This is a genomic window from Cupriavidus sp. YR651, assembly GCF_900101625.1.
Lineage (GTDB): Bacteria > Pseudomonadota > Gammaproteobacteria > Burkholderiales > Burkholderiaceae > Cupriavidus.
The window spans coordinates 131,506-157,859 of sequence record NZ_FMYZ01000009.1 but is presented as its reverse complement, the minus strand read 5'-3'; the positions used below and the strand labels follow the sequence as shown (position 1 = coordinate 157,859).

Genomic DNA, 26,354 nt, shown 5'->3' with positions numbered 1-26,354 from the left:
CTTTTTCTGGTTGTCGTGTAGCGAAAACTACCAGTCTAGGATTTCACGGATGCCGCCACGGTGGCCGGTGCTAGGTATTTACCCTAGGTATCTGGGGCCATTTGCGGCGCCGTTTGCTGTCGCCCTCGGCAGGGGCGAGCGTCAGGGTCCCTTGCGTCCGGCCATGTGATGCAGATACAGCAGCAGGTCCTTCAGATCCGCTTCGGAGAGCGTCTTTTCGTCGATGGCCGACATGCGTGCGTCAGGCCACCAGCGCAACGACTGCGGGTCACGGATCAGCTTGACCAGCTTGTCGTCGCCCAGATACTCCACCGGGCTGTATGGCACGTTCAGGTCCGGGCCAAGGTGAGCATCGCCAACCTTGTTCATCGAGTGGCAAGAGAAGCAAACGCGCTGGAAGGTGGTGAAGCCGCGCATGACGGGGCCGTCGGCGGGCTGGTCGGCGGCGGGCCGGATGGCCGCAAAGCGCTCCGCAGGCGATGCGGTGATGTTGATGCGCACGATGTTGTAGGTCCACAGACTCTCGTTGACCACGGAAGCGGCGTGGCCCGACGGTAGCGTCCAGATCAGTCGAAACGGCCCGATGCTCTGGCCCTTCAGCCTGGGCCACGGCCTGGCGGGGTTTTCGACCGCCAGCCAGGCGCGCGGCGCGTCGGCGCTATCGGCCAGCAACAGGCGCATCGGCAGGTGGGAGACATAGCCGTCGCTGGCCGCAGTGGTCGCGGTTGCATCGGCCGCCACCGGCATGCCGCGCAGTAGCGCGGCCACCGGGATCGCCCTGAACGTCAGGCGGCGTTTCAGGTTCTCGTCTTCCACCGTCACGTTAGTGAGGCGACGGTCCTTGAGCAGTGCATCGACCGTCCAGCTACGCTGTTGCGTATCGGCCGAAATGACCAGCGTCACGGGCTCGGCGCTCGCCGAACTTGCCAGGAACGCCATGGCGCAACCAAGCGCACCAACTGCCTTTGCAATCCAGACCTTCATGGGTCTCTCTCCAGAACCGGGGGACGTGGGGGATGTGCGGCTTGAACTCAGTGTATGCGATGGCGGGGGCGCGAAGCCGTGGGGGGGCGGCCGCCCGCATGCCCCAACTTCACCGCACCGCTGTCCCCGGCTTGCAATCCTTCACGTATCCGGTGACACGGCCCTGGCTCAGCATCGGGCGCCAATCGCCTGCGCTGCGGATCTCGACATCGGTACCCCGCGCGGCGGCGCGCAGGCTGATCAGGTAGGAGTACCCCGCATCGGCGCGATGGCCGTAGCCGACGCGCACATCGACCTTGCCGGGTTCGGGATAGGCCAGCACATTGGCATCGTCCCCGAGTTTCTGCTTCAGGCACAGCACCAGATCGCCCACGCTGGCATCCGAGTGAAGCTGCTTGCCGTCCTGCGATTCGAGGTATTCCGTACTCGTGCCGCTGGCGCAGCCCGCCAGCAGCGGTGTGGCGACGGCCGCGATCAGCAAAAGCCGATTCCCGATCATTGAGGCTCCTGTTTGTGGTCTGGAAGTTCAAGGTTACGCGATGCTGCCATGCGCCGGGCGTTCGGTCAAAGCTGACCAGTCCATGCCCGCGCGAGGTCAGAGATGCGAGATCCTGCAGATTCCGGCGCGATGGCCAGAAATAAGCATCAAATGGCCCCAGGCCGCCACAGTCAGGGCCTCGGCGAAAGCCCGCAAAACATACACTGCTTCAACGAGTCGTCAGCAGACGCCTGATCCCGATGGTCACACGGACCTGGTGGCAGGAATCAGTGTGTGTTGCACAAGCTGACGTGGGCAGGATGGCACTGCATGGCCGCACGGACCGCGTGTGGCGCAGTGCGGGCGAGGGGCGCGCCGGTTGTTCAAGCGTGAATCGCCCATCTAACGTGTAGGAAGGACGTATGAGCGAAGCAAATCACAGCGCCGCACGCGTGCGCGAGCTGGGTCATTTCATCGATGGTCAACGCGCCGCAGGCACGAGCGGGCGGTTCGCCGAGGTATTCGATCCCGCGCAGGGCCGGGTGACAGCCCGCGTGCCGGTCGCGAGCGTAGCGGAAGTCAACGCCGCCGTCGCCGCTGCGAAAGCCGCGTTTCCGGCCTGGAGCGAAACCGCGCCGCTGAAGCGCGCGCGTTTGATGTTCAGGTTCAAGGAACTGCTTGAGGCGCATCAGGACGAGCTCGCCGAGCTCATTACGCGCGACCACGGCAAGCTGTTCGAGGATGCCAGGGGCGAGGTGATGCGCGGTATCGAAATCGTCGAATTCGCGTGCGGCATTCCGAACCTGCTCAAGACCGAATTCACCGATCAGATCAGCGGCGGCATCGACAACTGGAATCTGCGTCAGCCGGTCGGCGTGGCCGCGGGCGTTACGCCGTTCAATTTCCCTGTGGTGGTGCCGTGCTGGATGTTCGTGATGGCGGCCGCCACCGGCAACACGTTCATCCTCAAGCCATCGGAGCGCACGCCGTCGGCATCGATCCGGCTTGCCGAGTTGTTCATCGAGGCGGGCTTTCCCAAAGGCGTCTTCAACGTCGTGCATGGCAGCAAGGCCGTTGTCGATGCGCTGATCGAGCATCCCGATGTGGCCGCGATCTCCGCGGTCGCCTCGACGCCGGTCGCCGAGTACATCTACACCGAGAGCGCAAAGCGCGGCAAGCGCGTGCAGGCGTTGGGCAGCGCGAAGAACCATCTGGTCGTCATGCCGGACGCCAATCTGGATCAAGCGGTTGATGCGCTGATCGCGTCGGCGTATGGCTCGGCCGGCGAGCGCTGCATGGCGACCTCCGTCGTGGTGGCGGTAGGGCGTGTTGGCGATGAGCTGGTCGAGCGTCTCGCGCCGCGCGTGCGCTCGCTCAGGATCGGCGGCGGCATGGAACCCGATCTGGACATGGGGCCGCTTATCAGCGCCGCGCATCGCACCAAGGTACTGGGCTATATCGATGCGGGCGTCGCGGCAGGTGCCAGGCTCGTCGTCGACGGTCGCGGCCATACCGTGCCCGGCCACGAAGAGGGCTTCTTCCTCGGCGGATCGCTCTTCGACGACGTGAAGCCCGATATGAGCATCTATCGGGAGGAGATCTTCGGGCCGGTCCTGTCGGTGGTCCGCGTGCCGGATCTCGCGAGTGCGATTGCACTCGTCAACGCGCACGAACTGGGCAACTGCGTCTCGCTTTTCACATCCGACGGCGCCACGGCGCGCGCATTTGCCCGGCAGATTCAGATCGGCATGGTGGGCATCAATATCCCGAGTCCGGTGCCGCCGGCATGGCATTCGTTCGGCGGCTGGAAGCGATCGCTGTTCGGGGATCACCACGCATACGGCGAGGAAGCCGTGCGCTTCTACACGCGCTACAAGAGCGTCATGCAGCGCTGGCCCGACAGCATCGCCAAAGGCGCGGAGTTCGCGATGCCCGTGGCCAAATAGGCGGGAAAGCGCCCGCTTGCCCTGCGGGTGGGCGCTTATCGAATCACCTTCTGGACCAGGCTCACCGCGATGGCCACCAGCGCCACCGCCGCCAGCGCGCGGAAGTGGTCGAGGTTGGCCAGCAGCGCGGACTGCTGCACCATCACCTGCGCGATCTGCGCCGTGGCGAGTTCCGCGGCGCGAATCGGGTCCATCGAGGCGGAGAGCGCGGCCGTGTAGCGCGCGTGAGCCTCGTGAAACTGCGGACTGCCAGGATTGACGGCGCCATGCAGCGTGCTGTAGTGAATCGCCGTCAGCCACTGCTGCCCGACGGTGGCAATCGTCACGCCCAGCGCCTGACCCATCTGCCCCAGCATGTTCTTGGTCTGCTGCGCGTTCGAAAACACCGACTCGTCCTGCGTGACGCCGTTGAAGGTCTGCATGGCCGTGACAGGAACCAGCGTCATGATGAAGACCCCATAGAGCGCGAGTGCGGGCAGCACATGGCGCCACAGGTCGGGGGCGGGCGGGAGCCGGCTCATCAGCCAGGAAGAGGCCGCCAGCGCCAGGAAGCCCGCGACGAAGTATTTGCGCGGGCCCGGCCAGCGCGGCAGCAGGCGCGACATCACCCACCAGGTCGCCACGGCGGCGGCCAGACCTAGCGCGTAGAACTGCCCGGTGGTGGACCATGAGTGCCCCAGCGAGCGCTGGAGAACAATGGGCAGCAGGTACCCGTTCGAGCCGAGCGCGACATAGCAGAACGTAAAGAGCGTCAGGCCGCTCAGGTAGCGCGGCTCGACCAGGCTGCGCAGTCGCAGCAGCGGCCGGTCGCTCCTGGATTCCGTCCAGATGAAGGCCAGCAGGGCGCTGGCGCCAGCTATCGCGCCAACCACGAGCCAGAGGCGGTTGGCGTAGAAATCATAGTAGGACCGCTGCAGCACGAACAAGACCAGGAAACTGCCTGCCGCCAATGCGGCAAGCCGCAGCGGATGCGCGTCCGAGCGTTGCGCCGGCGCCGTCGTGTCATCGGGCAGGATGCTGGTGGCGGGAAGCAGCGCCACGGCAGCGGTGGCCACCAGCCAGAAGATCAGCGGCCAGCGGTCCCCGGTGACAATGGCCGAGGCCAGCCAGGGCGCAAGCGCCATGCTGCCGCACACACCCGTGACCAGTGCCTTGATGCCGGTGAAGCGCGCAGGGCTGGGCGGAATCAGGTTCACCGCCAGCCGCGATGAGGTCACCATGCCTGCGCAGCCCAGCGCCATGACCATGCGGCCGACCAGAAGGCCCGGATAGCTGTCGGCATTCGCACACAAGACCGCACCGAACGCAGCCACGCAGAGCGCGGCCTGCACATAGCGGCGCCATCCCACGCGCTCCACCATCCAGCGCTGCAGCGCGATCACGACCACGGCCACGCTGGCGTAGGCCGCCGCGATGGCGCTGTACTCCTCGGGGCTCGCGCCGATCTCGCCCATGATGGGGGCGGCGGCAAAGGCCACCATGCCGTTCTGCAGGAAGTCGATCGCCGTCAGCGCGCCAATCGTCAACAGCAGCAGGCGCGGGGGTTTGGCAGGGCTCATGCTCTCTCCTCCGTTGCGTTGCCGCTTACAGGTTCTGTTCGACGATGTGGCGCACGAATTCGTCCGCGCGTGCCATTTCATCGGCGAACACCGTGGTGCGGTAGTTCTGGCCAGACGCGTCGAGGGCGACCAGCCGCTTGCCGTCGCGGGAGCGCGTATCGACGGAGACCTTCATCGACAAGCCGATCTGCAGCGGGTGGGCTGCCACTTCGGCCGGAGTCAGCGCGATGCGCACCGGCACGCGCTGGACCACCTTGATCCAGTTGCCGGTGGCGTTCTGCGCCGGCAGCAGCGCAAAGGCACTACCGGTGCCGGCGTCCTGCCCGATGATGCGGCCGTGGTACACCACGCCGTCGCCGTACAGGTCGGTGGTCAGCGTCACCGGCTGGCCCAGGCGGATATCGCGCAGCTGCGACTCCTTCAGATTGGCCGTGACCCACAGGTGATCCAGTGGCACCACCGACATCATCGGCACGCCGGCGCTGACGCGCTGCCCGACTTGCACGGATCGCTTGGTGACCACGCCACCCACTGGCGCCGGAATGCGCGTGCGCGACAGCGCGATGCTGGCATTGCGCACCTGTGCGGCAGCCGCTTGCACATCGGGGTGGGAGTCCACGGAGGTGCGCTCGACCAGCGCCTGGTTGCGCTTGAGCTGCTCGGTGGCCATGGACAGCGACGCACGGGCGGCTTGCACGGCGTGCGTGGCGTGGACCAGTTCCTCGCCCGAGATCGCACCACTTGCGACCAGCGCCGAGCGGCGCGCCATGTCTTCCCGGGCCCGCGCCAGATCGAGCGAGCGCAGTTCGACGTTGGCCCGGTCCTGGCCCGCGGTGGCGAACTGGCCGCGCACCTGGCGCACCGTGCGGGCAAGCTGGGCCTGCGCCGTGGCAAGGGCGAGCTGCGCATCGACGCCGTTGAGTTCGACCAGTGTCTTGCCGGATTCGACCAGGTCGGTGTTGTCGGCGAGGATCGCGGTGACCACGCCGCCTACCTGCGGCGTCACCTGCACCACATTGCCTTCGACATAGGCGTCTTCCGTCGATACCCAATGGCGGCTGTATTGCAGCCAGTAGCCGGCTGCGGCGGCGAGAGCGATGACGACGGCGGCCGCGGCGGCGATGCGCCAGCGCCGTGCCGACTGGACGCCGACCGGTTCCGCCGGTACGTCGATGGCTGACTTGGGTTGGCTGGCGGGGTTCATGACGCGCTCCTTGTCGCCGCGCCCGTGCCGTCGGCGGGCGTGGCAGCCACTTCGTATCCGCCGCCGAGGGCGCGGATCAGTTCCAGGTGCAGCGTGCGCTCCTGGGTTTGGATATCGATCAGCAGTTGCTTCTGCTGCAGCACCTGGCCTTCGGCCGACAACACCTGCAGGTAGTTGCCGACGCCGCTGCGATAACGCGACACGGCCAGGTCGTAGGCTTCCTGGGTCAGCTGCAGCGCCTGGTGTTGCTCGCCGGCGCGCTCGGCCAGCCAGCGCAGGGACACCAGCTGGTTGACGACGTCGTGCAGCGCGGTAATCAGCGTGGCGTTGTACTGTTCGGCGGCGGCATCGTATTCCGCCTGCGTGACGCCGAGGTTGGAACGCAAGCGGCCACCGTCGAAGATGGGGAGCGAGATCGCCGGGCCGATGCCGAAGGTGCGGCTGCCCGCCGTCAGCAGGTCGGACAGGCTCAGGCTCTGCAGGCCGGCAAATGCGGTCAGGCTGATGTTGGGGTAGAACTGCGCCTTGGCTGCCTTGATCTCGTGACTGGCCGCCTCGACCCGCCAGCGCTGCGCGACCACGTCCGGCCGGCGCCCGATCAGCTCTGCCGGCAGGGAGGCCGGCACCGCTGCCGCGTAGCCATCGCCAAGCTGCGGGCGGTGGATATCGGCGCCGGCATCCGGGCCGTTGCCTGCCAGCGCGGCCAGCTGGTTCTGGGTCAGCGCAATGATCTCGTTGATCGCGGCCAGCCGCTCGCGGGTGGCCGGCAGTGCCGCTTCGGCCTGCTTCATGTCGAGCCGCGAATCGAGTTGCGCATCGACGCGCCGGCGCGTCAGGTCCAGCGTGTTCTGGCGCTGGCGATACGTCTGTTCGGTCAGCGCGCGTTGCGCATAGGCGGCGTCGAGCCTCAGGTAGGTCTGCACCACGGACGTCGTCAGCATCAGTCGCGCCGCGTGGTAATCGACTTCCGCTGCGCGGGCGCGGTCGAGCGCGGCGTCGAACGTCGCCTTGTTCTTGCCCCAGAAGTCCAGCTCGTAGCCGAGGCCAAGCTGCACGTCGCTGGACCACTTCCAGCTGCCTGCGAGCGGTGGCGGCGCCAGGCTGTTCTCGCTGAAGCGCTGGCGCGTGCTTGTGGCGTCCAGGTTGACTTGCGGAAACAGCGCGGATTTGGCACCGCCCGCCAATGCATAGGCCTGGCGCACGCGCGCCGCGGCGACGCGCAGCGTCGGCTGCCCGGCCAGCGCCGCCTCGACCAGCGCATCGAGCTGCGGGTCGCCAAAGTCCTGCCACCATGCACGCTTCGGCCATGCTGCCGGCGACACGGGCGTGGCGCCGAGCGATGCGGTGGCAGCAAGGTGGTTCGCATCATCGACCGTGGCCTGCGTCTCCAGCCCCGTCATGCTGGCGCAGCCCGCCAGGAACATCGCTGCACCGAACACGCTCAGTGCGCTCAGTGCGCTCGGCACGCCCGGTGCACCAAGGTGCCGCAACGCCGGAACGGTGCAGGAGGATGCTTCCGGAGACTGCCGAAAGTCGCTGAGGGGTTGCGTCATGATCGCTGCGGGTGGTGGCGGGAATGGTTTCACCGAACCTGCATCGAACATTTTCCGAATGGACGGCTTGGGGAGAATCCTAGGCTTCGGCGTGGGAGGCCGGTAGTGCCGTCACAGTGCGCAGTGTGTTGTCGCCGTGACACCAATCGCGTGGTCAGCTTGAAGCGTCACAGCGCCGAATCGACGTTGGATTGGCCAAGGCAATCCAGATCGAGTGCGCGGATTTCCGTGGTCATGAAGTCGATGAAGACGCGAGTGCGCGTTGGCAAGTGTTGCCGGCTCGGATAGCAAACGTAGTGCCCCCGATCGCAGTGCGTGTGGCAGGGCAGTGCCACGACGAGGTTCTTCGACGCGATGTGCTGGCGGACCTGGTAGCCCGGCAGCAGCGCCAGACCCCGTCCCTGCAAAGCCGCCTGCAATACCAGATCGAAATTGTTGAAGGTGAGACGGGCTGCGGGCAGGTATTTCCGCGACAGCCCATCGACCTTGAAATCCCATTCGAGCAAGCGACCATTCCAGAGACGGAAGTTGATGCACGTGTGGTCAGGCAGATCGTCCGGCGAATCCGGAAGCCCGTGTGTTTCCACGTAGGAAGGCGCGGCCACCAGTGCCATTTGCATCGGTATCAGCTGCTTGGCGATGAGGCTGGAATCTTCGAGATGCCCACTACGGAACGCGACATCGACGCGGTCCGAGGCAAAGTCGGTGAGCCGGTCGTCGAGTAGAAGGTCGATGGTGATGTCAGGGTAGGCCTTCGCGAACTTGTCCACCAACGGCGCCACGACCTTTCTTCCGAATCCGACCGAAGCGCTGATGCGGACCAGACCACGCGGCGGGCCCATGCGCTGCTCGAACAGGTCGTCCATGGCATCCACCATGTGCGTCACTCCCCGATGACAGTTCTCGAAGAAGCGCCGGCCTTCGCGTGTAAGTGTCGTGGTGCGCGTGGTGCGAAGGAACAGTTGCGTGCTGAGTTGCGCCTCCAGTTTCTGGACACTGCGACTGACAGCGGAACGCCCGATGCCCAGGCGTTCGCTCGCCTTGGCGAAGCTCCCCGCGCTGGCCACGGCCATAAACGCCATGATGCCCGCGTAGCTCGTGGCAAAGCTTGCTGACAACGCGTCAGCGCGATTTGGCAGGCTCTGGTGAGGGCTGCGCTCCAATACTTCCGAATCGTTCATGTTGCGTGGGATGTTCGATGCGCGTCCAGGTTCTCTGCGCACGCTCATCAAATAACTGACTGGTCAGATACTAACGACGCATGCATCCGTCGTAAATGGGGACGGACGTCACATTCATGGCTTCAGATGCACCATCCGTCCCACACGGGCAAATGCAATGGTGTGTTGTGCTTTTGGCACCGCTGCCATTGCGTGTGGGAATGCAGCGGTGGGGTTCAGCGTTCCTCTGCGTCGGCAGGTGCCGGCTCAGTCACCATGTGCCGACTGCAAGCTCGCGCGGCACGCACTGACGAGTTCGCTGGCCAGTCGCGTGCGCTGAACGGGGTCGCTTGCCATGGCCTGATTCACCCCGTCGGCCATCGCCTCGACCTGTACTGCTGCAGGGGCACCAGCCGTGCCCCAGGTGGACCAGAAGGCAGCCTGCTTGCTGGTATCAGGGTCTTGTCCGGGACGCAGCAGGCCAAGCCACGGCAGGCCGAAGGCATTGGCGACGATGCCGCCGTGCAGGCTGCTGCCTGCATAACAGCGGCTACGCGAAATCAGCGCGCAGATATCCCACAGGTTGAGTGACTCAAGGAGTGCGACGGACATATCGTCCAGCCGCGCCGCAAGCCTCCGATAGCAGGACAGGTCGTCATGCCACGGCGCCGCGCCGGCACGGAACAGCACGACGCCGAGACCCGTGGACCGCGCGATGCGTTGGAGTTGCCCGGCAAGCAGCGCGAGCGTCTGGTCATCGCCAAATTCGGCGGCGAACTGCATCGCGAGGTAACCGCGCGGAAAGGCCGCCAGCAGGGCCGCCAGTTCGCCGCGGTGGCATCGGCTGTCAATGCGCGTGCCGAACAACTCACGGACCATGACGGCCGGGTCGGGCTCCAGATGACTGCGCACCCCATGCGCGGCCAGCATCGCGCGGGTCTGCCGGTCCCTGACGCTGACATGGGCTGCGGATCCGAGCTTGGCGACCACTTCGTCTTGCATGGCCCGGTCAAGGCGATCGAATTCGATGCCGCCTGCGGCGTGATAGATCACGCGCCTTGTATTTGGGAACAATCCGGCCGGCAGCAGGTAAGGCGCGAGGTCCGGCAGCCCAAGCAGGTCGCGCGCCCACGCCGTGCGCTCTGGCGCGCGGGAATCGAGCTGGGCGATGATTGACCGGGCTGGCTCTGTGCCAAGGAGCATGACGGCCGCTTCCCACGCATGACAGGTCAGGATCTCGCCGCCCACGTGGATGATGTCGACAGCGGCGTCGCCCACAGCGGCGGCCAGACGCGTGATCGCGTGCACGCGATGGCCACCATGACCCCTCAGGTCGCGGTCGGCAAGGCCGGCGTACAACAGGCGACGGTCGGCCAGCAGGCGCCCCATGACTTGCGCCAGCAGGAGGTCGCCGAAATTATGGCGGTCGAAGGCGCCGAACAGGATGGCGGGACAGTCGGGATGCATCGAGGCGTAATCGGTGGTCGACACGCCTTCTTTATAGGCCTCCCGCAGGGCCTGGCCTAACGCAACTATCGCAATAGATAAAGCGAAAACTGCCCGCCGTTCGTCGGGAAGGCTGCGCCAGCCAATTCCCCCAGCGCTTCCATTGCACCCATTGCACCCATTGCACCCATTGCACCCGTCGCACCCGTTGCACCTAAGCCACCCATCGATATGCCGCCGGCACAGTCCACGCCGCTTTCTGCGTCAGCGCAGGCAGCGAGCAGCACCAGGGCAGCGAGCCCCGCGCAAACCAGCTTGCTCATGAACATCTCCTCGCGATTCCAGCAGGCAAGGGGAGTGGGCATCGCCGGGAATCAGGGCGGCGAGTCCCACGGTGACGTCGGCAGGTGCAACCTTCGGTCCACGCTCAGGCGGGCCGGATGTTCTGATTCACGCGGAACAGATTCGCCGGGTCGTACTTGCGCTTGATTTCCGCCAGTTGCGCGTAGTTGTCGCGATAGGCGGCCTTCACGTTGTCATTGCCTTCGTCCATCATCATGTTGATGTAGCCGCCGCCAGCCGAATGCGGATGCAACGCCAGCCAGTAGTCCTTGGCCCATTGCACAATGCGGTCGTTGTTGGTCGGGTCCGGATCGACGCCGACGATCACGCTGGCGAAGTTCGCATCGCGGTAGCTGAACGCGGTGTCATTGGGGCCCGCGCGATGCGCCGCGCCGTTGATGGGATACAGGTGCATGGTCGAATGCATGGACGGCAACTGGTGCCCGTACTTGATGTGCAGGTCGATGGCCTTGTCGCTCAGGTCGGTCACGAAGTCGGCTTTCCAGTACCACTGCAGGCCGGGCGGATACAGCGCGTCGAACAGGCTCTGCAAGACCGGCCATGGAATGGGGCCGGCAAAGTCCACCGCTGGCGGCATGGCATCGCGAATCGGCTTGAAGCGCGCTTCGGCCTGATCGAGCGGACCCGTGTAACACCACACCACGGCGCACATCTTCTGCAGGTGGACGGACTCGGGGAACGGCGGCCCGGGCGGCACCGTCACAAAGCCGAACCAGCCGTTGATGTCCTCCGGCGCGGTCAGGATGAAATCGCGCCACCACTTCATCAACTCGCGCGCCTGATCCATCGGCCACAGCATCGGGCCGCCGTAGACCGTGCCGACGGCATGGGCCTTGAACTCGAACGAGGTGACCACGCCGAAGTTGCCGCCACCGCCGCGCAACGCCCAGAACAGGTCCGCGTTCTCGTCGCTGCTGGCATTGACCAGTCGCCCGTCGGCCAGGACGACCTCGGCGCCGAGCAGGTTATCGATCGTCAGGCCGCAGGCGCGGCTCAGGTAGCCAATGCCCCCGCCAAGCGTCAGCCCGCCCACACCCGTGGTCGAGATGAACCCGCTGGGCGTTGCCATCCCGTAGGCGCTGGCGGCATGGTCCACATCGCCCCAGGTGCAGCCGCCACCGACGCGAATGGTGTTGCGCTTCGGATCGACAAACACGCCTTTCATCGGCGACAGATCGACCACCAGTCCGCCATCACAGGTGCCGAGCCCGGCGCCATTGTGCGCACCGCCACGTACCGCCAGCAGCATTCCGCTGTCTCGCGCGGCGTTCACCGCCGCAATGACGTCCGCGACATCCGTGCAGCGCGCGATCAGTGCCGGGCGCTTGTCGATCATGCCGTTGTACACCGCGCGAGCCTGGTCATAGGCCGCATCGCCAGGCTGAATCAGTTGCCCGCGAAAATGCGCCTTGAGCGCGGTAGCGACGGTTTCACTCAGAGCACCTTCCATGGTTGCCTCCTGTCCGGTTGGTATGCAGGAGTTTTATCAACCTCGGCGTTTGGAAAGCGTTAGGCGCACCGTTATTTGCGTCAATCTCCGACGCCGTCGGCGCCGGGCGGCTCAACCATGACTAACGTGTGAGTAACGCGCGCGCGCGGACGACGTCGGGCTGGTCGAAGCCTTCGGTGAATCGGGCGAGCGGCGACTCGACCACCCGACGCGCGCCGATGCCATCCCGTGGCTCGCGCAACGACGCCAGAGACAGCGCGGCGCGCAACTCGAAAGGCCGAGCCCCTTGGGCGGTGGCGATCTCGATGGCCTTGACCAGCGACGATTCGGCTTCGGCCAGATTGGCGCTGCGGTGCAACAGCAGCTCGCCGCGCAGGCGATAGAGCTCCGCGTCCAGCCAGTGCTCGCCGGTGTGCTCCGCATGGTCGAGCGCCTGATCCAGCGCCGCAAGCGCGGACTCGGTCTCGCCGACGTCACCCAGACATTCCGCCAGCATGCCGAGATACAGCGGCAGCCGCAGGCGCGCCCCGGTGGCATGAAAGCCGTCGATCGCCGCCTGCATTGCCGCCACGGCGCCGGCGCTGGGCGACTGCTTCGCGTTGGCCCAGGTGAGCAGCACGTCAGCCCAGGCGAGGTAGTAGCCGACGTGGTACTGATCGGCGATCTCACGCGCCTGCCGGGCGTAGTGAATCGTGAGACCGTGCTCCCGTCGCAGGGCGTGCTGCGTTGCAAGGTAAGAGAGCGCCAGCGCCTGGGAGAACGGGTGCGCCAGCCGGTTTGCCACCTCGAGCGCGTCGCGCCCGCGCCGCAAGGCCTGATCGGCGAGCCCGGTGAACCAGAAGGCATGGGCCGACCACGCGGCGGCCAGTACGCCGAAGTTGCCGCCCATCAGCGATACATGCTCGGCGTGCTGGCTTTCGTCGTAGGCGCCGAGCGCGCGTTGATACGCTGGCTCTGCCGCCACCCAGTCGCCCTGCTGGACCAGGCTGCCCATGATGTTGGTCCATGCCATCGACGTGTAGGTACCCGGCCCCGCAGTGCCCAATCCCGCGATGACTTCCTCGCTCAGGCTCCGCGCCTGGGCAAGCTCCGCGCTGACGACCAGAAAGAAGGCAAGGCTGACCTGCGCGCGCGCCTGCTGACCGAAGTCGCCCGCCTGCTTGCTGAGCTCCACGGCGCGCCGCAGCGGCGTATCGAGCTCGGGCGCCGCCCAGCCACGGGAAATCCGGATTGGCGGGGCAAGGTCGAGTTGCAATGCCAGCGACTGCCGCGCGCGCTCCTGTGGATCGACGATCTGATCGGCTTGTGCCAGCCCGCGCTGCAACAGCGCGATGGCTTCGTCATAGGCGTACACACTCTGCGCAACACCGGCCGCGCGCCGATAGAAAGCGGCAGACTCGGTCGGCAGGCCCGCCTGCTCGTAGTGCGCGGCAATCTGCGCGCTTGCCGCGTCGACATCGTCGCCCGACGCCTGTTCGAGGGCGCGCGCCACGCGTTGATGCAGGCGGCGGCGTTGCAGCGGGCTGACCTCGGCATACGCCACGTCCCGGATCTTGTCGTGGCTGAAGTCAAAGGCGACGCCCCCGCTGTCTGGCTGGCGCACGATGCCTCGTTGCCAGAGTTCGTCCAGCGCCCCGGTCAGGGCGTCCTCGCGCACGTCGCTCGCCTGGGCCAGCACACCGGCGGTGAATGCTCGCCCGATGATCGCCGCGACGCCGACGATATCGCGCGCGGCAGGCGACAGTTGCGCCAGCCGGTTCGAGATCACCGTGTACACCTTGGGCGGCAACTTGGGGACCGTGCCCTGCGGCGTGCCGCCCGACGTTGCGGTGTCCGACCGGGCGCGCATCATCTCGACCGTGAACAGGGGATTGCCTTCGCTTTCCTCGAACAGCCGGGTTGCCTCCGCATCGCCCAGCGGCCGATGGATGATCTGGGCCCCGATCTTCGCGGTTTCGGCGGCATCCAGTGCGCCCAGCAGCATCTCGGTGAGCTGGTCGTCGCGCCGCAAGGCGTCGAGCAGCCGGGTGACCGCGTGCAATGGCGTGATGTCTTCATGCCGCGCCGTCGCCACCACGAGGAGCTTCACGTTGACGTCGAAGCGCATCAGAAAGCGCAGCCATTCGAGGGTCTCTGCGTCGCACCATTGCAAATCATCGAGCAACAGCAGCAACGGCCCGTCTTTCGCAAGCACGGCGCGCGCCAGCGCTTCGAAGAACCGCTGGCGCTGCCAGTATTCGGTGAGCGGGGAGGGCGGCGGCAGGCCCGGTTGCTGCGTCAGCAGTTCCGGCAACAGGCGCGCCACTTCGGTCAGCCACAGTCTGTCGAGTCCACTCATCGCTTCGTACAAGGCAGGGCTGCGCAGCCAGCCGGTGACCGGCGCAAACGCGACCTGGCCCTCGGCCGCGTACGCGCGCGAGTGCGTCGTGGTGAAGCCTTGTCCGGCAAGGTGCACGAGCAATTCCTCCGCCAGACGCGATTTGCCGATGCCGGCTTCTCCCGAGATCAGGGCGAACTGCTTGTCGCCAAGCTGGCTGCGTTGCCACACTTCGAGAAGCCGTCGCCATTCTTCGTGGCGTCCGATCATCGACAGCATGGGGTCCCGAGTGCGTCGACGCTGCGTGGGCGCGGCTTGAGCGGCAAGGCGCGCGTAGGCCTCGCGCAAGGCTTCACCGGGCGCGACGCCCAGCTCGCGCGTGAAGGTTTCAACGCAGCTGCGATAGGCGCGCAACGCGGATGCGTGATCGTGATTCAGTGCATGCAGGCGCATCAGCGCCATATAGGTCGGTTCGCGCAATGGATCGAGCCGCTGCAACTGCTGCGCGTGTTTCAACGCCTTGGCGTAGTCGCGTCTGTCCTCGCTCAACTGGCTCGCCCGCACGAGCGCCGCGATGCACGCTTCGCGCAACTGATCGCGCTGCGGGGCGATCCATTCATCGAAGCAACTCGCCAGCAGGTCGCCTCGATACAACTCCGCGGCATGCGTCAGGAGCTCTTCCTCGGTGGCCGTGTCGTTGTGGCTTGCGGCCCGCGCCGCGGTGGCCAGGGCCGCCTGAAACTGCGCGACATCGACATCGAACGCGGAATCGGGCAGCCATCGCACCATTTGCGCATCGGCGTGGACGAAGCTGGCGGCGTGCGGCCACGCCTTGCGCAGATGAAACAGGAGCTGACGCAATGCATTGCGCGCCTGCGCCTGGGAGGAATCGGGCCAGAACAAGAAGGCGAGTTGCTGGCGCGTCTGCGGCGCGTCCCGATGCAGAATCAGATAGGCCAGCAGCGCCTGCAGGCGCGGAGAATTCGCGTCAGGCATCGGCGCGTCGGCGCCGTCGAGATGGAAGTCGCCGAGCAGGCGGACAGAGTAGCGAGCTTCAGGCGCCATGCTGCTTATCGACGGCAACGAAGCTGGCCACGCCTTCGAGTTTGAGCATGGTTCGGATAATCCGGAGGGCAGTTCTGTGATCTTCAGTCTAGTGCGAACTGCGCGTGCCGCCGAAGCGCGTCGCGGGGGGGGCGAAAGAGAATCCGTTCGATGGTTTCAGGGCCGGAAAGTGCGCTGAGCATCTCAGTGCACACGCAGTTCCCAAGTGCCGTGCGGCAGGCGCTACACTCAGGCTACCGCGCGGCAATCGGGCAACACCATCCGTCGTCCGGCGCGGCCCCATTTCTCGGCTTCCCTTACCCCCAGCAAGGAGATGCGTCATGGCTACATCGCCCAATCCGTTCACCGATTTCACCAAGTTGCTAGAACAGTACAAGCTCCCCGGCGTAGACATGGCCTCGGTGATTGAAGCGCGGCGCAAGGATATCGAGGCCATCACGGAGGCCAACAAGGTCGCCTACGAAGGCATGCAGGCACTCGTGCAGAAGCAGACGGAGATCCTGAGCAAGGTCATGCAGGAGATCCAGTCCGCTGCGCAGCAGATGACCTCGGGCGGCAATCCGGCCGAGGCCATGGCCAAGCAGGGCGAGTTCGTGCAGCAAGGCCTGCAGACGGCGTTCAACAATATGCGCGAACTGGCGGAGATGGCGCAGAAATCGCAGGCCGAGGCGCTGGCCGTCATCACCAAGCGCGCGGAGCAGAACATCGAAGAGGCGAAGAACCTGATGAAGGGAACGGGCAAGTCAACGTAGTCGATGAACGGTGTCGACCGTGGACACCGGGCTCGCCTGAAACCTCCCATGTTCCAGGCGGGCTGATTGAGCGGCTGCGACAATCGCAACGATCGTAGTGTTGCGGAATCGCAGCAGTTCACGCTTTCCTTATCCAGCGCGGGCTGGCGGGGCATCCGCCATTTCGAGCCCGACAATTCGACGTCCAGTCCAGGATCTGAATACGACAAAAGAGGGGTGTGAGCCCCTTCTGTCGTGATCTATCCTGCGCGCCTCCCCTCACTGTCTTGCAAGATAGCGGCAGCCGTTGCGCGCAGTTTCTTGCTTACATCATCATCGTGAAGTCTTTTCTCTTTATTGGCCTCTGCCTGTCGAGCGCATCCGCGCTTGCTGCGTCGCAAGTCGTGCTGGAAACCCCTGTTACCTATGCGGCCGGCGCGGGAGTGGTCGAGCAGGTCAAGACCGAATGCCACATCGAAGACATCCTGGCGAATCGCGTCGGAGAAGTCCTGCGAAAGCGCAATAAGGGTGGTGCGGCAACGATTGAGGCGGACGCCAATCCCAATGGGGCGCAAGTTCTGCGGCTGAAAATCACTCATGTGCTCGGCATCGGCGGTGGTGCCTGGACGGGCCCGAAGGCCATTACGGTGGTCGCCGAGTTGCTGGAGGACGGCAAGATTACTCGGCAGACCAAGGTGAACCGCTGGTCTGTGGGTGGCTTCTGGGGGGCTTTCAAGGGGACCTGCTCGATCCTGGATCGCAGCGCGATCTTCATTTCCAAGGATATGGCCCGGTGGATCAAGGATCCGTCCTACGTGGTGAAGGATGAGGGCCCACCGAAGGAGGCTACGGCGTCCGAACCGCCAGCGTCCGAATCACCAGCTTCCGAGCCGGCCGCCGAGCCTGCGGACGCGACGGCCGAGTAATCCCCGACCGCTGCCGGGCGGGGCGGCGCGCTATCCGTTTCGGTGTGGCGCGCCTCGATCAAGTTCCAGCGGAAAGACATCACACCGGCGTACCGCCGTGGTGACGGGCAGTTGGCAACTTCGGCGTCAACCCTTTTCCCGCCAGCCACTCCGCGTTGAACAGTCGCGCGGCATACAGGTCTCCGCGGTCGCAGAGCAGGGTGACGATGGTGTGGCCCGGGCCCATCTCGCGGGCGAGCCAGGCGGCGGCCGCGACGTTGATGCCCGATGAGCCGCCGAGCCAAAGGCCTTCCTCGCGCAACAGCCTGTAGACCATGTCGACGCAAGTCTGGTCGTCAATCTGGACGGCATCGTCGATCAACGTGTCGGCCAGATTGGCGGTGACGCGGCTGGAGCCGATGCCTTCGGTGATGGAATTGCCCTCGGCCTTGACCACTCGATGCTTGACGAAGTGGTACAGCCCGCTGCCCATCGGGTCCGCCAGCACGATGCGCACGGGCGGATTGCGTTCCCGTTCCTTCAGGTAGCGAGACACCCCGGCCAGCGTGCCGCCGGTGCCGGTGGCGCAAACAAAGGCATCGATCTTGCCCGCCGTGTCGTGCCAGATTTCCGGGCCGGTGGTTTCATAGTGTGCCTGGCGGTTGGCCAGGTTGTCGAACTGGTTGGCCCAGATGGCGTTGGGGATCTCCTGGGCAAGACGCCCGGCCACCTTCTGATAGTTGTTTGGATCTGCATAGGGGGCCGCCGGCACCGGACGCACTTCGGCACCGAGCAACCGCAGGCGCTCCATTTTTTCTGGCGACTGCGTGTCGGGAATCACCACGATGCAGCGATAATCGCGCGCCGCACAGATATGGGCCAGGCCAATGCCGGTGTTGCCAGCGGTGCCTTCCACCACCGTGCCGCCCGGGTTGAGCAGGTGGCGTCGTTCGGCATCGCGGACGATGTAAAGCGCGGTCCTGTCCTTGACAGAGCCGCCGGGGTTGAGGAACTCGGCCTTGCCGAGGATCTCGCAACCAGTCTCGGCACTGAGTCCGGCCAGCCGGATAAGTGGCGTGCGGCCAACCGTGCCGATGAAACCTTCCCTGACGTCCATAAGCCACTCCCGGTGCCCCGGCTGAGCGGGGTGTCACCCAGAGTGATAGTTCGATGACGAAGGAATAACAAGCGGCGCGCAGAAAGCTGCACATTGGCGCGGTGCCGTCACCATTGCAGAAGCAGGGCGCCGGTGTCGTCCTGGATTACCTGACCACCGAACTTGCCGTTCTCGTGGGCCAGGGTGGTGCGAAGCCACGACGCGCCCTCGGCCGGCGCGTGACGCAGGCGCAGATGGTGGATCTGCATCGGCACCGCTGACATTTCCAGCAACACACCGGTATCGGCATCGACGACCGGAAAGTACATCAGCGCCAGGTCCGGGCGAAAGCGCTCGTGGCCGCGAATTCCTTCATAGTCATTCAGGAAATCGCCGCAACCATAGAGAACGAGCCGGCCGCGATGGACCTCCATCCCTCTGACGTGATGGGAGGAATGGCCGTACACCAGATCGGCCCCGCCTGAATCGATCAGCCGATGGGCGAACGCGCGCTCGTCGTCGCCAACCTCGAAGCCCCAGTTTGATCCCCAGTGCAGCGAGATCACGACGATATCGCCGGCGCATCGTTCCGCCGCCATGCGCTGCCCGATTTCGTCAGCGTGCTTCATCGAGATATCGGGCAGGAAGTTGAGACCGCCTTGATGTGGCGTGGCGGCCCACGATAGCGGCACGCCACTGCTTTCGGCCGCGTAGGCGTAGATCCGCAGCGTGCGGTTGTCGGCCAGCCCGAGCGTTGCCGGCGCGGCGGCGTCGGTTTCGTCCGCACCGGCGCCGCTGGTCCGAATGCCGGCGCGATGAAGCGTGGCGAGCGTTTCCCGAAGCCCTGCGCGACCCCAGTCCAGCACGTGGTTGTTTGCCAGCACGCAGCAATCGATCCGTGCGCTTGCGATGCATCCGACGTTGTCGGGATGCATGCGGTAGAGGACTTCCTTCCCGGCGCAGTGGTCGTCACTCGTCGTGACGGCGGTCTCGAGATTGATGATGCGGGCGTGCGGCTGGCGGCTATCGAGCACCGCGAGCGCGTCGCCCCACGGGTAGGTGGCATCGGCATGCGGTGGCAATGGTCCGTTCGCCTGTTCGGCCAGGCTGACATAGTCATGGGCCGAGCGGCAGTAGCGTTCATGGAGCTGCGGGGCGCACGGATGCGGCAGGATCTGGTCGATGCCTCGGCCGGTCATGACATCGCCGCAAAGGAAAAGGCGCACATGTTGCATGGCATCAATCCGCGGAACATAGCGACATAGCACATCGACAACGCGCAGCGACGCAGCGAAAACGTTGCTGGATGCCTGTAGCGTAGCGCCGCCAGGGGCCGTCGTACATGCCCTGGAGGTGAGCGCTAGAATGACCTGCAAGGCATTCGCATACTGGCGCGCCATGATACGTGCAGCCCGGCCCTTGCCCCCCTTGCCCCCTAGTTGTAGCTCCAGGAGAGCGCGATGAATGAAGAGACCTTCAATATCAGCATCCGCAAGTTCCTCAAGGTCGTCGGCGTGAATTCGCAGCGGGAAATCGAGCAGGCGGTGGCGAAGGCGATGGCGGCCGGCACCATCTCCGGCACGGAGAGCTTTCCGGTTGCCGTCACCCTGAAGCTGGACGCCTTGCAACTCAATGTCCAGTTCGACGGAGAGATCCGGCTTGAGTGAGGCCGCGCGAGACGGCGAGTGCGCGCGCGTCTGGCGGTGAATGACGCGCTGCACACTTCGCTCGCGTGTCACTTCTTCACTACACTCCTTCCATAACGCGCAGTTTGCGTGTCCATCGCATGATCGGGACGGATTCCGTAAGTGCGGTACACGATGCAAAACGCAGCGCGACAGCGGGAGCGTAGCGATGAACGGCAAGCAAGCAAAGCCTGTGGCCCTGGCATTGCAGGGAGGCGGCATGCATGGCGCCTTCACCTGGGGTGTCATCGACCGTCTGCTGGAAGACGGCAGGCTTGCCATCGAGGGCGTCAGTGCCACGAGCGCGGGGGCCATGAATGCCGTCGTGCTGGCCAATGGCCTGCGGCAAGGCGGCCAGAATGCCGCACGTCAGGCGTTGCACGAGTTCTGGCTTGCCATCGCGCAGTCGGCGGAGCGATACAGCCCTTTTCGTTGGGTCCCCTGGCTGAAGGGGACGCATAGCTTCGGCCTGAATCATTCGCCCTTGTACGCGATGGCCGATATGGCCCTGCGCGTGCTGTCGCCCTACCAGTTCAATCCCTACAACATGAATCCGCTGCGGGACGTGCTGGAGGGGCTGGTCGATTTCGAGGCATTGCGCAAGCAGTGCCCGATCCGCCTGTTTCTGTGCGCGACGAATGTCGAGACCGGCAGGATTCGCATCTTCTCCGGCGCGGACCTGTGCGTCGAGGCGGTGCTCGCTTCAGCATGTCTGCCGACGCTCTTCCAGGCGGTGACGATCGACGGTCAGTACTACTGGGACGGCGGCTATGTGGGCAATCCCGCCATCTTCCCGCTGATCTATGAATGCAGTACGCGTGACGTCGTGATCGTGCATATCAATCCGATCGTACGCCGGGGTGTGCCGACGACCGCGGCGGACATTCTTAATCGCCTCAATGAGGTCAGCTTCAATTCGTCCCTGATGCGCGAGATGCGCGCGATTGCCTTCGTGACCTCGCTGATTCAGCAGGGCAAGGTGGATCGGGAAGACATGAAGGAAATGCTGATTCACTCGATCCGCTCCGACGAGACCATGGCCGCGCTGGATGTATCGAGCAAGTACAACGCCGACTGGTCGTTCCTTTGCCATCTGCGCGATCTGGGCAGGACGCAGGCCGAAGCGTGGCTCGTGCGGACCTATGAGGATGTCGGCCAGAGATCGAGTGTCGATATCAAGGGGGAGTTTCTTTGAGTGGTGTTGACGCGTCCGGTGGGGACGGCAGTGCGAGCCGCCACGCCAGGTTGCGGCGTGCGCGGGCTTCGTAGCGGGTGTGGAACGGTTCGGTGAGATAGATGCGCGGGCGCGCCAGAAGGGTGCCGAGGAAAGCGCGTTCGGCGCTGTCGTAGGTCATCGCGTCGAGGTCTGGGCGCTCCGCACGCAGGTGCACGGCGTCACGGCAGAACCATGTGCGCGGATATCCCAGCACCGCAAGGTCGATGTCGACGGCAAAGCAACCGGTGGCATCGGCTGGCGGGCGGGTATGCGACGTGTCCAGGATCAACCCGGCGACGCGTTCCATGGCCGCGATCCCGTTGGCCCAATGCCGGAACCACTCGGCGCTGCATCGTTCGTTGTCGCTGGCACCGGGGACGTAGATGACGTCGTGACACCACAGCGCGAGCTCCACGACGTCGGCGTCGGGGATGACGTCGCGCGCCCAGTCCAGATCGCGCAAGCAGCGGCGGACATGCTGCAACGTGTGATAGTGCCGCGCTGGCTCGCCGTAGTGGCTGGCGAGGGCGGCGTAGATCTCCTCGGCGCGATGACCGCCGCAACGCGACCACAGCGCCAGGAAGCGGGCGCGCATCGCGTTCGCTGTCGGGTTCGCTGTCGGGTTCGCCAACGCCGGGCCGGGGGACTGTGGCATGTTGCTATGACTGCAGTAAATCGAGTTCGGCTTTGGCCTGCTTCCAGTCGGCCAGGTCGAAGCCCTCGGTGAAGGTGCCGTGGATCGGCACCAGGATCTCGCGCGCAGCGTCCGGCTTGCCCTGTTGCCGCCACAGTTGAGCCAGGCTCAGCGCAGCTTGCAGCTCCAGTGACCGGGCGCCTTGATGGCGCGCCACCGCGATGGCCTTCTGAAAACAGGCTTCGGCATCGTCCTCCTTGCCGGACAACTGGAGCATCAGGTCCCCCTTCAGGCGGTGCAACGTGGATTCATCGAGTCGCTCTCCCTTGTCTTCCGCAAAAGCCAGGGCCTCGGCCAGCGAATCCAGACCTGCCTCGATTTGCCGCGCTCTTCCGCGGGCTTCGGCGAGCATGGCCAGCAGATTCGGCCGGCCCAGCGACGCGCCGGTTGCGGAATAGGCCGACAAGCCCTGATGAATCCGGGCAATTCCGTTCAGGGGGTCCCCCTGTTCGGCCATCTCCCATCCCTGCAGCACGGTTCCCCATGCCAGATAGATCGGAAATCCCTGTTCGCACGAGACCGCGATGGCTGCTTCGGCGTACTCGCGGGTTTGCTGTGGCTCACGGCGGCACCGATGGACTTCAGCGGCAAAGACCAGGCAGAGCGCGAGATTGACCGAGTCGGGGCGCTGCCGCGCCATGACGAGCGCCTCGTGGGAGCGCGTGCGCGCCAGATCCGGCAGGCCCAGATACCACAGGATCCAGCCCAGTGTGCTCATCGCGTGGACGGCAGGGTCTCGTCCATATCCCATCAGGAAGTCATATAACGGCGTGTCCGGGCGCTGCAATGCAAGCACCTGTTCCATGTGGGAGCGCGCCACTTCGAACTGGCCCAGGCGGAACGTGGTGGCGCCGACGACGCGATGGCCTTCCGCAAGCTCCTTGGGCTTCTGCGAACGCATCGCCATGCCCACCAGTCGTTTGGCCAGCGGCGCTGACACCTTGTATTGCGCCTGCAGTTGATAGAACGCCCACAGTCCGAGTTGCGCCGAGAAGAAGTACGAGTTCTGCTCGCCCTGTTCGGAGAGCGAGAGCGCACGCCGGTAGGTGGCCTCGACCTCCGGGGAGGCCTGGCCGCGCGTTGCCATCAGGATGGGACCGAGCGTCAGCAGCAGCGTGAGTTCCTGACGGGCTCGCTCCGGCGTCTCGGGCAGGCGCTTGAGCAAGTCGAGGGCCGTGCCGAGATGGCGGATGGCCTCAAGCTGGGCGGAGCGTTGCAGCGCCTGCTGGCCGGCACAATGCAGGTATTCGACAGCCTTCGGGATATTGCCGCTAAGACTGTAGTGGTGGGCGAGTTCGCCGCAGTAGTCTTTCAATCGCCCGGGAAACAGGGTCTCGATGGCCTGGGCCGTGCTCTCGTGCAGCGCGCTGCGCCGGTCGGTCAGCAGCGAATTGCCGGCAACTTCCTGCGTGAGGGCATGCTTGAACGCGTACTCCACTTCCGGGAAGGCGGGGCGCTCGAAAATGAAATCCGCAGTCTGCAAGTCGGCCAGGAGCGGGCGCAGCCTGGCTTCGTCGAACCCACTGACAAGCCGGATAAGACTCAGCGGAAATTCCTTGCCGATGATGGCCAGCGTTTGCAGCAGCTCCTTCTGCGCGAGGGGGAGCCGGTCGATACGGGCCGCGAGCACGCCCTGCACCGTGGTTGGAATGTGCAGCAGCGCGGGCGTCTGCTCCATGTGATAACAACCGGGCTGGCCGAGCAGGGCGCCTTCCTCGACCAGGGTCTGGACCACTTCCTCCATGAAGAACGGGTTGCCTTCGGTCTTGTCGAGGACAAGCCGCTTCAGCGGCTCAAGACTGCGGTCATCCCCGAGCAACGCGGTGAGCAAGCCCTGGGCTTCCGCCGGGCCCAGCGGCTCCAGATGCAACTGGGTGTAGCAGGGCCTGGCGTTCCAGTCATGCGAGTACTCGGGGCGGTAATTGACCAGAAGGACAATCCTCGCGTCCGGCACGTGGTCGATGAGGAGATTGAGGAAGGCCTCGGTTTCGGTGTCCAGCCACTGCAAGTCTTCGAACAGCAGCTGGAGCGGCTCGTCGACGCTTTCCCTGACCAGCAGGCGCGCAATGGCTTCGAAGGTGCGCTGGCGTCGGATCGCCGCGTCCATGGTGGGCAGCGCGGAACCCGGATCGCTCACGCCGAGCAGATAGAGCAGGTAGGGCAGATGCTCTTCCAGCGAGCGCTCCAGCGTGAGCAGCCTGCCGGTTACCTTCTCGCGGCAGTTCCGCTCGCCATCCTGCGCGGTGATCTGGAAGTAGTTCTTCAGGAGCTCGATCAGGGGAAGATAGGCGAACGCCTTGCCGTGCGAGACCGAGAAGGTCTCCAGCACATGGCAGCCTCGCTGCGACCGGGCCTTGAACTCGTGGAACAGACGCGATTTGCCAACCCCGGCCTCGCCGCGCACGCCGACGATCTGCCCACGCCCCGACTTGGCCAGCGCCAGGGCGTCGTGCAGTTGCTGCATCTCGTCCTGACGACCCACGAACCGCGCCAGGCCACGGTGTGCCGCAACCTGCAGCCGCGTGCGCAAGGCCCCGAGACCCTGCACTTCATAGACCCCAAGCGGATCGCGCACACCCTTGACCTGCGTGGTTCCCAGCGCCTTGAACTCGAAATACCCCTCCGCGAGCTTGTACGTGGTGGGACTGACCAGGATCGAAGCCGGCGTGGCGACACCTTCCATCCGCGACGCAATGTGAATCGTATGCCCCACGGGGTCATAGTCGGTATGCAGGTTGTCCTTGCGGATCGAGCGCACCACCACCTCGCCCGTGTGAATCCCGACGCGAATCTGCAGCGGAACGCCCTGGTCGAGCCGCACCCGATCGCTGTGGCGGCGCATCGCCTCCTGCATGCGCAGTGCCGCGTACAGGGCCCGCAGGGCGTGGTCCTCGTGGGCGATCGGCGCACCGAACAACGCCAGGATGCCGTCACCGAGGAACTTGGCCACATAGCCTTCGTAGTGGTGCACGGCTTCCATCATCAGCGTCACCACGGGATCGATCAGGCGGCGCGCCTCTTCGGGATCGAGGTCCTGGATCAGCGCCGTGGAGCCAGCCATGTCGGCAAAGAGGGCGGTGATGGTTTTGCGTTCGCCGCCGGTTCCACCCCTGGCCTCCATGGCGGCCTGCTCGGCCAGGATGCGCTCCGCCAGATGGGGCGGCGTGTAGTGGACGGGGGCCAGATCCGCGGAACTGGCGGGCATGGCCGGCTCCGAACCGCCATCGGTCAGCGGGGCGCCACAACCCCGGCAGAACTTTGCGGTGGGGCTGGCTTCCTCGCCACAGCGCGGGCACTTTCGACCAAGTCTGGCTCCGCATGCCTCGCAAAAATTGGCGCCAGCGAGGTTCTCGAAGTCACATTCGGCGCAACGCATGTCGCCTCCCACCCGCTTCCCGCATCGGATCATTAGACGCGTGATCGGGGCGGCTAGCAAGACAGGGAAGACAGAACGCTTTCTGGTTGAGCAACGTGGGTGGCGGTGCCAGAATTCCCTGAGAGAGCGCATGGATTGGGGCGACGATCCGATCGGCCAGGGCGCAGCGTGGCCGCGTGGATTGCGAGGCATATGGACCGGGAATCGCTAAACGACGCGTCGGGTGGGGCGGTGATGTTCGCGGATGTCAGCGGCAGCACGCGCCTGTACGAGATGGCAGGCAATGAGGCGGCCCTGGCGGCCATCGGGCGATGTATCCGTGCGATGACGTCCTGTGCCGCCGCTTCGCATGGCCGGATCGTCAAGACCATCGGCGACGAGATCATGGTGCTGTTTCCGTCGGCCGAAACGGCGATGCTGGCCGCGCTCGACATGCAGCTTGCCGTGTCGGAACTGGCGCCGGTATCGGGCGTGCCCATGTCGGTCCATATCGGCATCCACCACGGCCCGGTCCTGTTGGACACATCCGGCGATGTGTTCGGCGATACCGTGAACCTCGCTGCCCGCCTCACGGCACTGGCGTCGCGGGGGCAGATCATCACCAGCAAGGATACGGTGGAGCGCCTGTCCGCCAGTCTGCGGCAGAGGACGCGCTGTCTCTACCCGATCAAGGTACGCGGACGGGATCAGCCTGTGGAACTGTTTGAAGCGATATGGCAGGAGGGCACCGACCTGACGCTGGTCGCCGAAGTGAACTCGCAACTCGTTGCGTCGTTCCTTACGCTCCGCTATCGCGACACGCTACTGGAAATGAGCGCGGAGTCGGCGCCGGTGACCGTGGGGCGCGACGGCAGCATGACCATCGTCGTATCAGACCGGCGGGCATCGCGCTTCCAGGCGGTGGTGGAACCGCGTGCGGGGCGGTATGTGCTGATCGACAGAAGCTCGAACGGCACCCATGTCCGCATCGACGGTGAAGAGGCGTTTATCCTGCGTCGCGACGAAATCACGCTCAGGAGCCACGGCTGGCTCACATTCGGCGAAGCCGTGGGCGCCAGTGACGAGTGCGTCGAGTTCTTCCTGCAAGCGGACAGGTGACCGCAGGCAGGCAGTGCCCCGAACGCCG

General features: G+C 65.2%; 20 protein-coding genes. 6 read left to right on the top strand and 14 right to left on the bottom strand.

What is annotated here, in order from left to right; translation table 11 throughout:
• Positions 1-141 precede the first annotated feature (141 nt).
• Together BLR29_RS23055 and BLR29_RS23050 are read right to left on the bottom strand one after the other, a co-directional pair.
• Complete coding sequence (locus BLR29_RS23055) at positions 142-984, bottom strand: cytochrome c (RefSeq protein ID WP_092139950.1); 843 nt, start codon at positions 982-984, stop codon at positions 142-144.
• Positions 985-1,093: 109 nt separating this feature from the next.
• Positions 1,094-1,483, bottom strand: coding sequence for a hypothetical protein (locus BLR29_RS23050; RefSeq protein ID WP_092139949.1), 390 nt, complete (start codon positions 1,481-1,483; stop codon positions 1,094-1,096).
• A 401-nt stretch (positions 1,484-1,884) separates the two neighbouring features.
• Between BLR29_RS23050 and BLR29_RS23045 the strand changes: the two genes are divergently transcribed.
• On the top strand, positions 1,885-3,408 hold the full coding sequence (locus BLR29_RS23045) for a CoA-acylating methylmalonate-semialdehyde dehydrogenase (protein WP_092139947.1): 1,524 nt from the start codon (positions 1,885-1,887) through the stop codon (positions 3,406-3,408).
• A gap of 35 nt (positions 3,409-3,443) precedes the next feature.
• Here the strand turns inward: BLR29_RS23045 and BLR29_RS23040 are convergent, their stop codons facing one another.
• The 8 genes from BLR29_RS23040 to BLR29_RS23005 form a co-directional block, all read right to left on the bottom strand.
• Positions 3,444-4,967 (bottom strand): MFS transporter, encoded by a 1,524-nt coding sequence (locus tag BLR29_RS23040; RefSeq protein ID WP_092139945.1) that lies wholly within the window; start codon positions 4,965-4,967, stop codon positions 3,444-3,446.
• Between the two features lie 25 nt (positions 4,968-4,992).
• The gene (locus BLR29_RS23035; RefSeq protein WP_092139943.1) at positions 4,993-6,171 is read right to left on the bottom strand and encodes an HlyD/EmrA/EmrK family protein; all 1,179 of its coding nucleotides are present in this window, start codon (positions 6,169-6,171) and stop codon (positions 4,993-4,995) included.
• The gene (locus BLR29_RS23030; protein WP_092140060.1) at positions 6,168-7,724 is read right to left on the bottom strand and encodes an efflux transporter outer membrane subunit; all 1,557 of its coding nucleotides are present in this window, start codon (positions 7,722-7,724) and stop codon (positions 6,168-6,170) included. The genes BLR29_RS23035 and BLR29_RS23030 overlap by 4 nt, the downstream gene beginning before the upstream one ends.
• Before the next feature lie 167 nt (positions 7,725-7,891).
• Positions 7,892-8,905, bottom strand: coding sequence for a LysR family transcriptional regulator (locus BLR29_RS23025; protein WP_092139941.1), 1,014 nt, complete (start codon positions 8,903-8,905; stop codon positions 7,892-7,894).
• A gap of 246 nt (positions 8,906-9,151) precedes the next feature.
• A complete protein-coding gene (locus BLR29_RS23020) occupies positions 9,152-10,375 on the bottom strand; it encodes a polysaccharide pyruvyl transferase family protein (protein WP_255371378.1) in 1,224 nt (407 codons plus the stop codon).
• Positions 10,376-10,416: 41 nt separating this feature from the next.
• Positions 10,417-10,653 carry a hypothetical protein gene (locus BLR29_RS23015; protein ID WP_092139937.1) on the bottom strand — a complete coding sequence of 79 codons (237 nt, stop codon included), beginning with the start codon at positions 10,651-10,653 and terminating at the stop codon, positions 10,417-10,419.
• A 104-nt stretch (positions 10,654-10,757) separates the two neighbouring features.
• Positions 10,758-12,143, bottom strand: a complete 1,386-nt coding sequence (locus BLR29_RS23010) for an FAD-binding oxidoreductase (protein ID WP_092139935.1) — start codon at positions 12,141-12,143, stop codon at positions 10,758-10,760.
• A 121-nt stretch (positions 12,144-12,264) separates the two neighbouring features.
• Complete coding sequence (locus tag BLR29_RS23005; protein WP_092139933.1) at positions 12,265-15,525, bottom strand: ATP-binding protein; 3,261 nt, start codon at positions 15,523-15,525, stop codon at positions 12,265-12,267.
• A gap of 320 nt (positions 15,526-15,845) precedes the next feature.
• On the opposite strand from BLR29_RS23005, the gene BLR29_RS23000 reads away from it, so the two are divergent.
• Positions 15,846-16,277, top strand: coding sequence for a phasin family protein (locus BLR29_RS23000; protein WP_092139931.1), 432 nt, complete (start codon positions 15,846-15,848; stop codon positions 16,275-16,277).
• Between the two features lie 266 nt (positions 16,278-16,543).
• The gene (locus BLR29_RS22995) at positions 16,544-17,182 is read left to right on the top strand and encodes a hypothetical protein (RefSeq protein ID WP_255371377.1); all 639 of its coding nucleotides are present in this window, start codon (positions 16,544-16,546) and stop codon (positions 17,180-17,182) included.
• Positions 17,183-17,261: 79 nt separating this feature from the next.
• Here the strand turns inward: BLR29_RS22995 and BLR29_RS22990 are convergent, their stop codons facing one another.
• Both BLR29_RS22990 and BLR29_RS22985 read right to left on the bottom strand, forming a co-directional pair.
• Positions 17,262-18,278 (bottom strand): cysteine synthase A, encoded by a 1,017-nt coding sequence (locus tag BLR29_RS22990; RefSeq protein WP_092139929.1) that lies wholly within the window; start codon positions 18,276-18,278, stop codon positions 17,262-17,264.
• A gap of 107 nt (positions 18,279-18,385) precedes the next feature.
• Positions 18,386-19,492 (bottom strand): CapA family protein, encoded by a 1,107-nt coding sequence (locus BLR29_RS22985; RefSeq protein ID WP_092139927.1) that lies wholly within the window; start codon positions 19,490-19,492, stop codon positions 18,386-18,388.
• Between the two features lie 225 nt (positions 19,493-19,717).
• On the opposite strand from BLR29_RS22985, the gene BLR29_RS22980 reads away from it, so the two are divergent.
• Both BLR29_RS22980 and BLR29_RS22975 read left to right on the top strand, forming a co-directional pair.
• Positions 19,718-19,924, top strand: a complete 207-nt coding sequence (locus BLR29_RS22980; protein WP_092139925.1) for a DUF6494 family protein — start codon at positions 19,718-19,720, stop codon at positions 19,922-19,924.
• Positions 19,925-20,111: 187 nt separating this feature from the next.
• Positions 20,112-21,137, top strand: a complete 1,026-nt coding sequence (locus BLR29_RS22975; protein WP_092139923.1) for a patatin-like phospholipase family protein — start codon at positions 20,112-20,114, stop codon at positions 21,135-21,137.
• On the opposite strand, the gene BLR29_RS22970 is transcribed toward BLR29_RS22975, so the two are convergent.
• Positions 21,118-21,753, bottom strand: a complete 636-nt coding sequence (locus tag BLR29_RS22970; protein ID WP_092139921.1) for an HD domain-containing protein — start codon at positions 21,751-21,753, stop codon at positions 21,118-21,120. The two genes, BLR29_RS22975 and BLR29_RS22970, sit on opposite strands and share 20 nt — an antisense overlap.
• 64 nt (positions 21,754-21,817) lie before the next feature.
• On the bottom strand, positions 21,818-25,228 hold the full coding sequence (locus BLR29_RS22965; RefSeq protein WP_092139919.1) for an adenylate/guanylate cyclase domain-containing protein: 3,411 nt from the start codon (positions 25,226-25,228) through the stop codon (positions 21,818-21,820).
• A gap of 192 nt (positions 25,229-25,420) precedes the next feature.
• On the opposite strand from BLR29_RS22965, the gene BLR29_RS22960 reads away from it, so the two are divergent.
• A complete protein-coding gene (locus BLR29_RS22960) occupies positions 25,421-26,326 on the top strand; it encodes an adenylate/guanylate cyclase domain-containing protein (protein WP_092139917.1) in 906 nt (301 codons plus the stop codon).
• Positions 26,327-26,354 lie beyond the last annotated feature (28 nt).

Excerpts from the sequence above, each read along its gene's own strand:
- BLR29_RS22980 (WP_092139925.1), top strand. The coding sequence starts at position 19,718 with ATGAATGAAGAGACCTTCAATATCAGCATCCGCAAGTTCCTCAAGGTC.
- BLR29_RS22970 (WP_092139921.1), bottom strand. The coding sequence starts at position 21,753 with ATGCGCGCCCGCTTCCTGGCGCTGTGGTCGCGTTGCGGCGGTCATCGC.
- BLR29_RS23035 (WP_092139943.1), bottom strand. The coding sequence starts at position 6,171 with ATGAACCCCGCCAGCCAACCCAAGTCAGCCATCGACGTACCGGCGGAA.
- BLR29_RS23045 (WP_092139947.1), top strand. The coding sequence starts at position 1,885 with ATGAGCGAAGCAAATCACAGCGCCGCACGCGTGCGCGAGCTGGGTCAT.
- BLR29_RS23005 (WP_092139933.1), bottom strand. The coding sequence starts at position 15,525 with ATGGCGCCTGAAGCTCGCTACTCTGTCCGCCTGCTCGGCGACTTCCAT.
- BLR29_RS23040 (WP_092139945.1), bottom strand. The coding sequence starts at position 4,967 with ATGAGCCCTGCCAAACCCCCGCGCCTGCTGCTGTTGACGATTGGCGCG.
- BLR29_RS23025 (WP_092139941.1), bottom strand. The coding sequence starts at position 8,905 with ATGAACGATTCGGAAGTATTGGAGCGCAGCCCTCACCAGAGCCTGCCA.
- BLR29_RS23055 (WP_092139950.1), bottom strand. The coding sequence starts at position 984 with ATGAAGGTCTGGATTGCAAAGGCAGTTGGTGCGCTTGGTTGCGCCATG.
- BLR29_RS22990 (WP_092139929.1), bottom strand. The coding sequence starts at position 18,278 with ATGGACGTCAGGGAAGGTTTCATCGGCACGGTTGGCCGCACGCCACTT.
- BLR29_RS23015 (WP_092139937.1), bottom strand. The coding sequence starts at position 10,653 with ATGAGCAAGCTGGTTTGCGCGGGGCTCGCTGCCCTGGTGCTGCTCGCT.
- BLR29_RS23010 (WP_092139935.1), bottom strand. The coding sequence starts at position 12,143 with ATGGAAGGTGCTCTGAGTGAAACCGTCGCTACCGCGCTCAAGGCGCAT.
- BLR29_RS23000 (WP_092139931.1), top strand. The coding sequence starts at position 15,846 with ATGGCTACATCGCCCAATCCGTTCACCGATTTCACCAAGTTGCTAGAA.
- BLR29_RS23030 (WP_092140060.1), bottom strand. The coding sequence starts at position 7,724 with ATGACGCAACCCCTCAGCGACTTTCGGCAGTCTCCGGAAGCATCCTCC.
- BLR29_RS23050 (WP_092139949.1), bottom strand. The coding sequence starts at position 1,483 with ATGATCGGGAATCGGCTTTTGCTGATCGCGGCCGTCGCCACACCGCTG.
- BLR29_RS22975 (WP_092139923.1), top strand. The coding sequence starts at position 20,112 with ATGAACGGCAAGCAAGCAAAGCCTGTGGCCCTGGCATTGCAGGGAGGC.
- BLR29_RS22960 (WP_092139917.1), top strand. The coding sequence starts at position 25,421 with ATGGACCGGGAATCGCTAAACGACGCGTCGGGTGGGGCGGTGATGTTC.
- BLR29_RS22985 (WP_092139927.1), bottom strand. The coding sequence starts at position 19,492 with ATGCAACATGTGCGCCTTTTCCTTTGCGGCGATGTCATGACCGGCCGA.
- BLR29_RS22965 (WP_092139919.1), bottom strand. The coding sequence starts at position 25,228 with ATGCGTTGCGCCGAATGTGACTTCGAGAACCTCGCTGGCGCCAATTTT.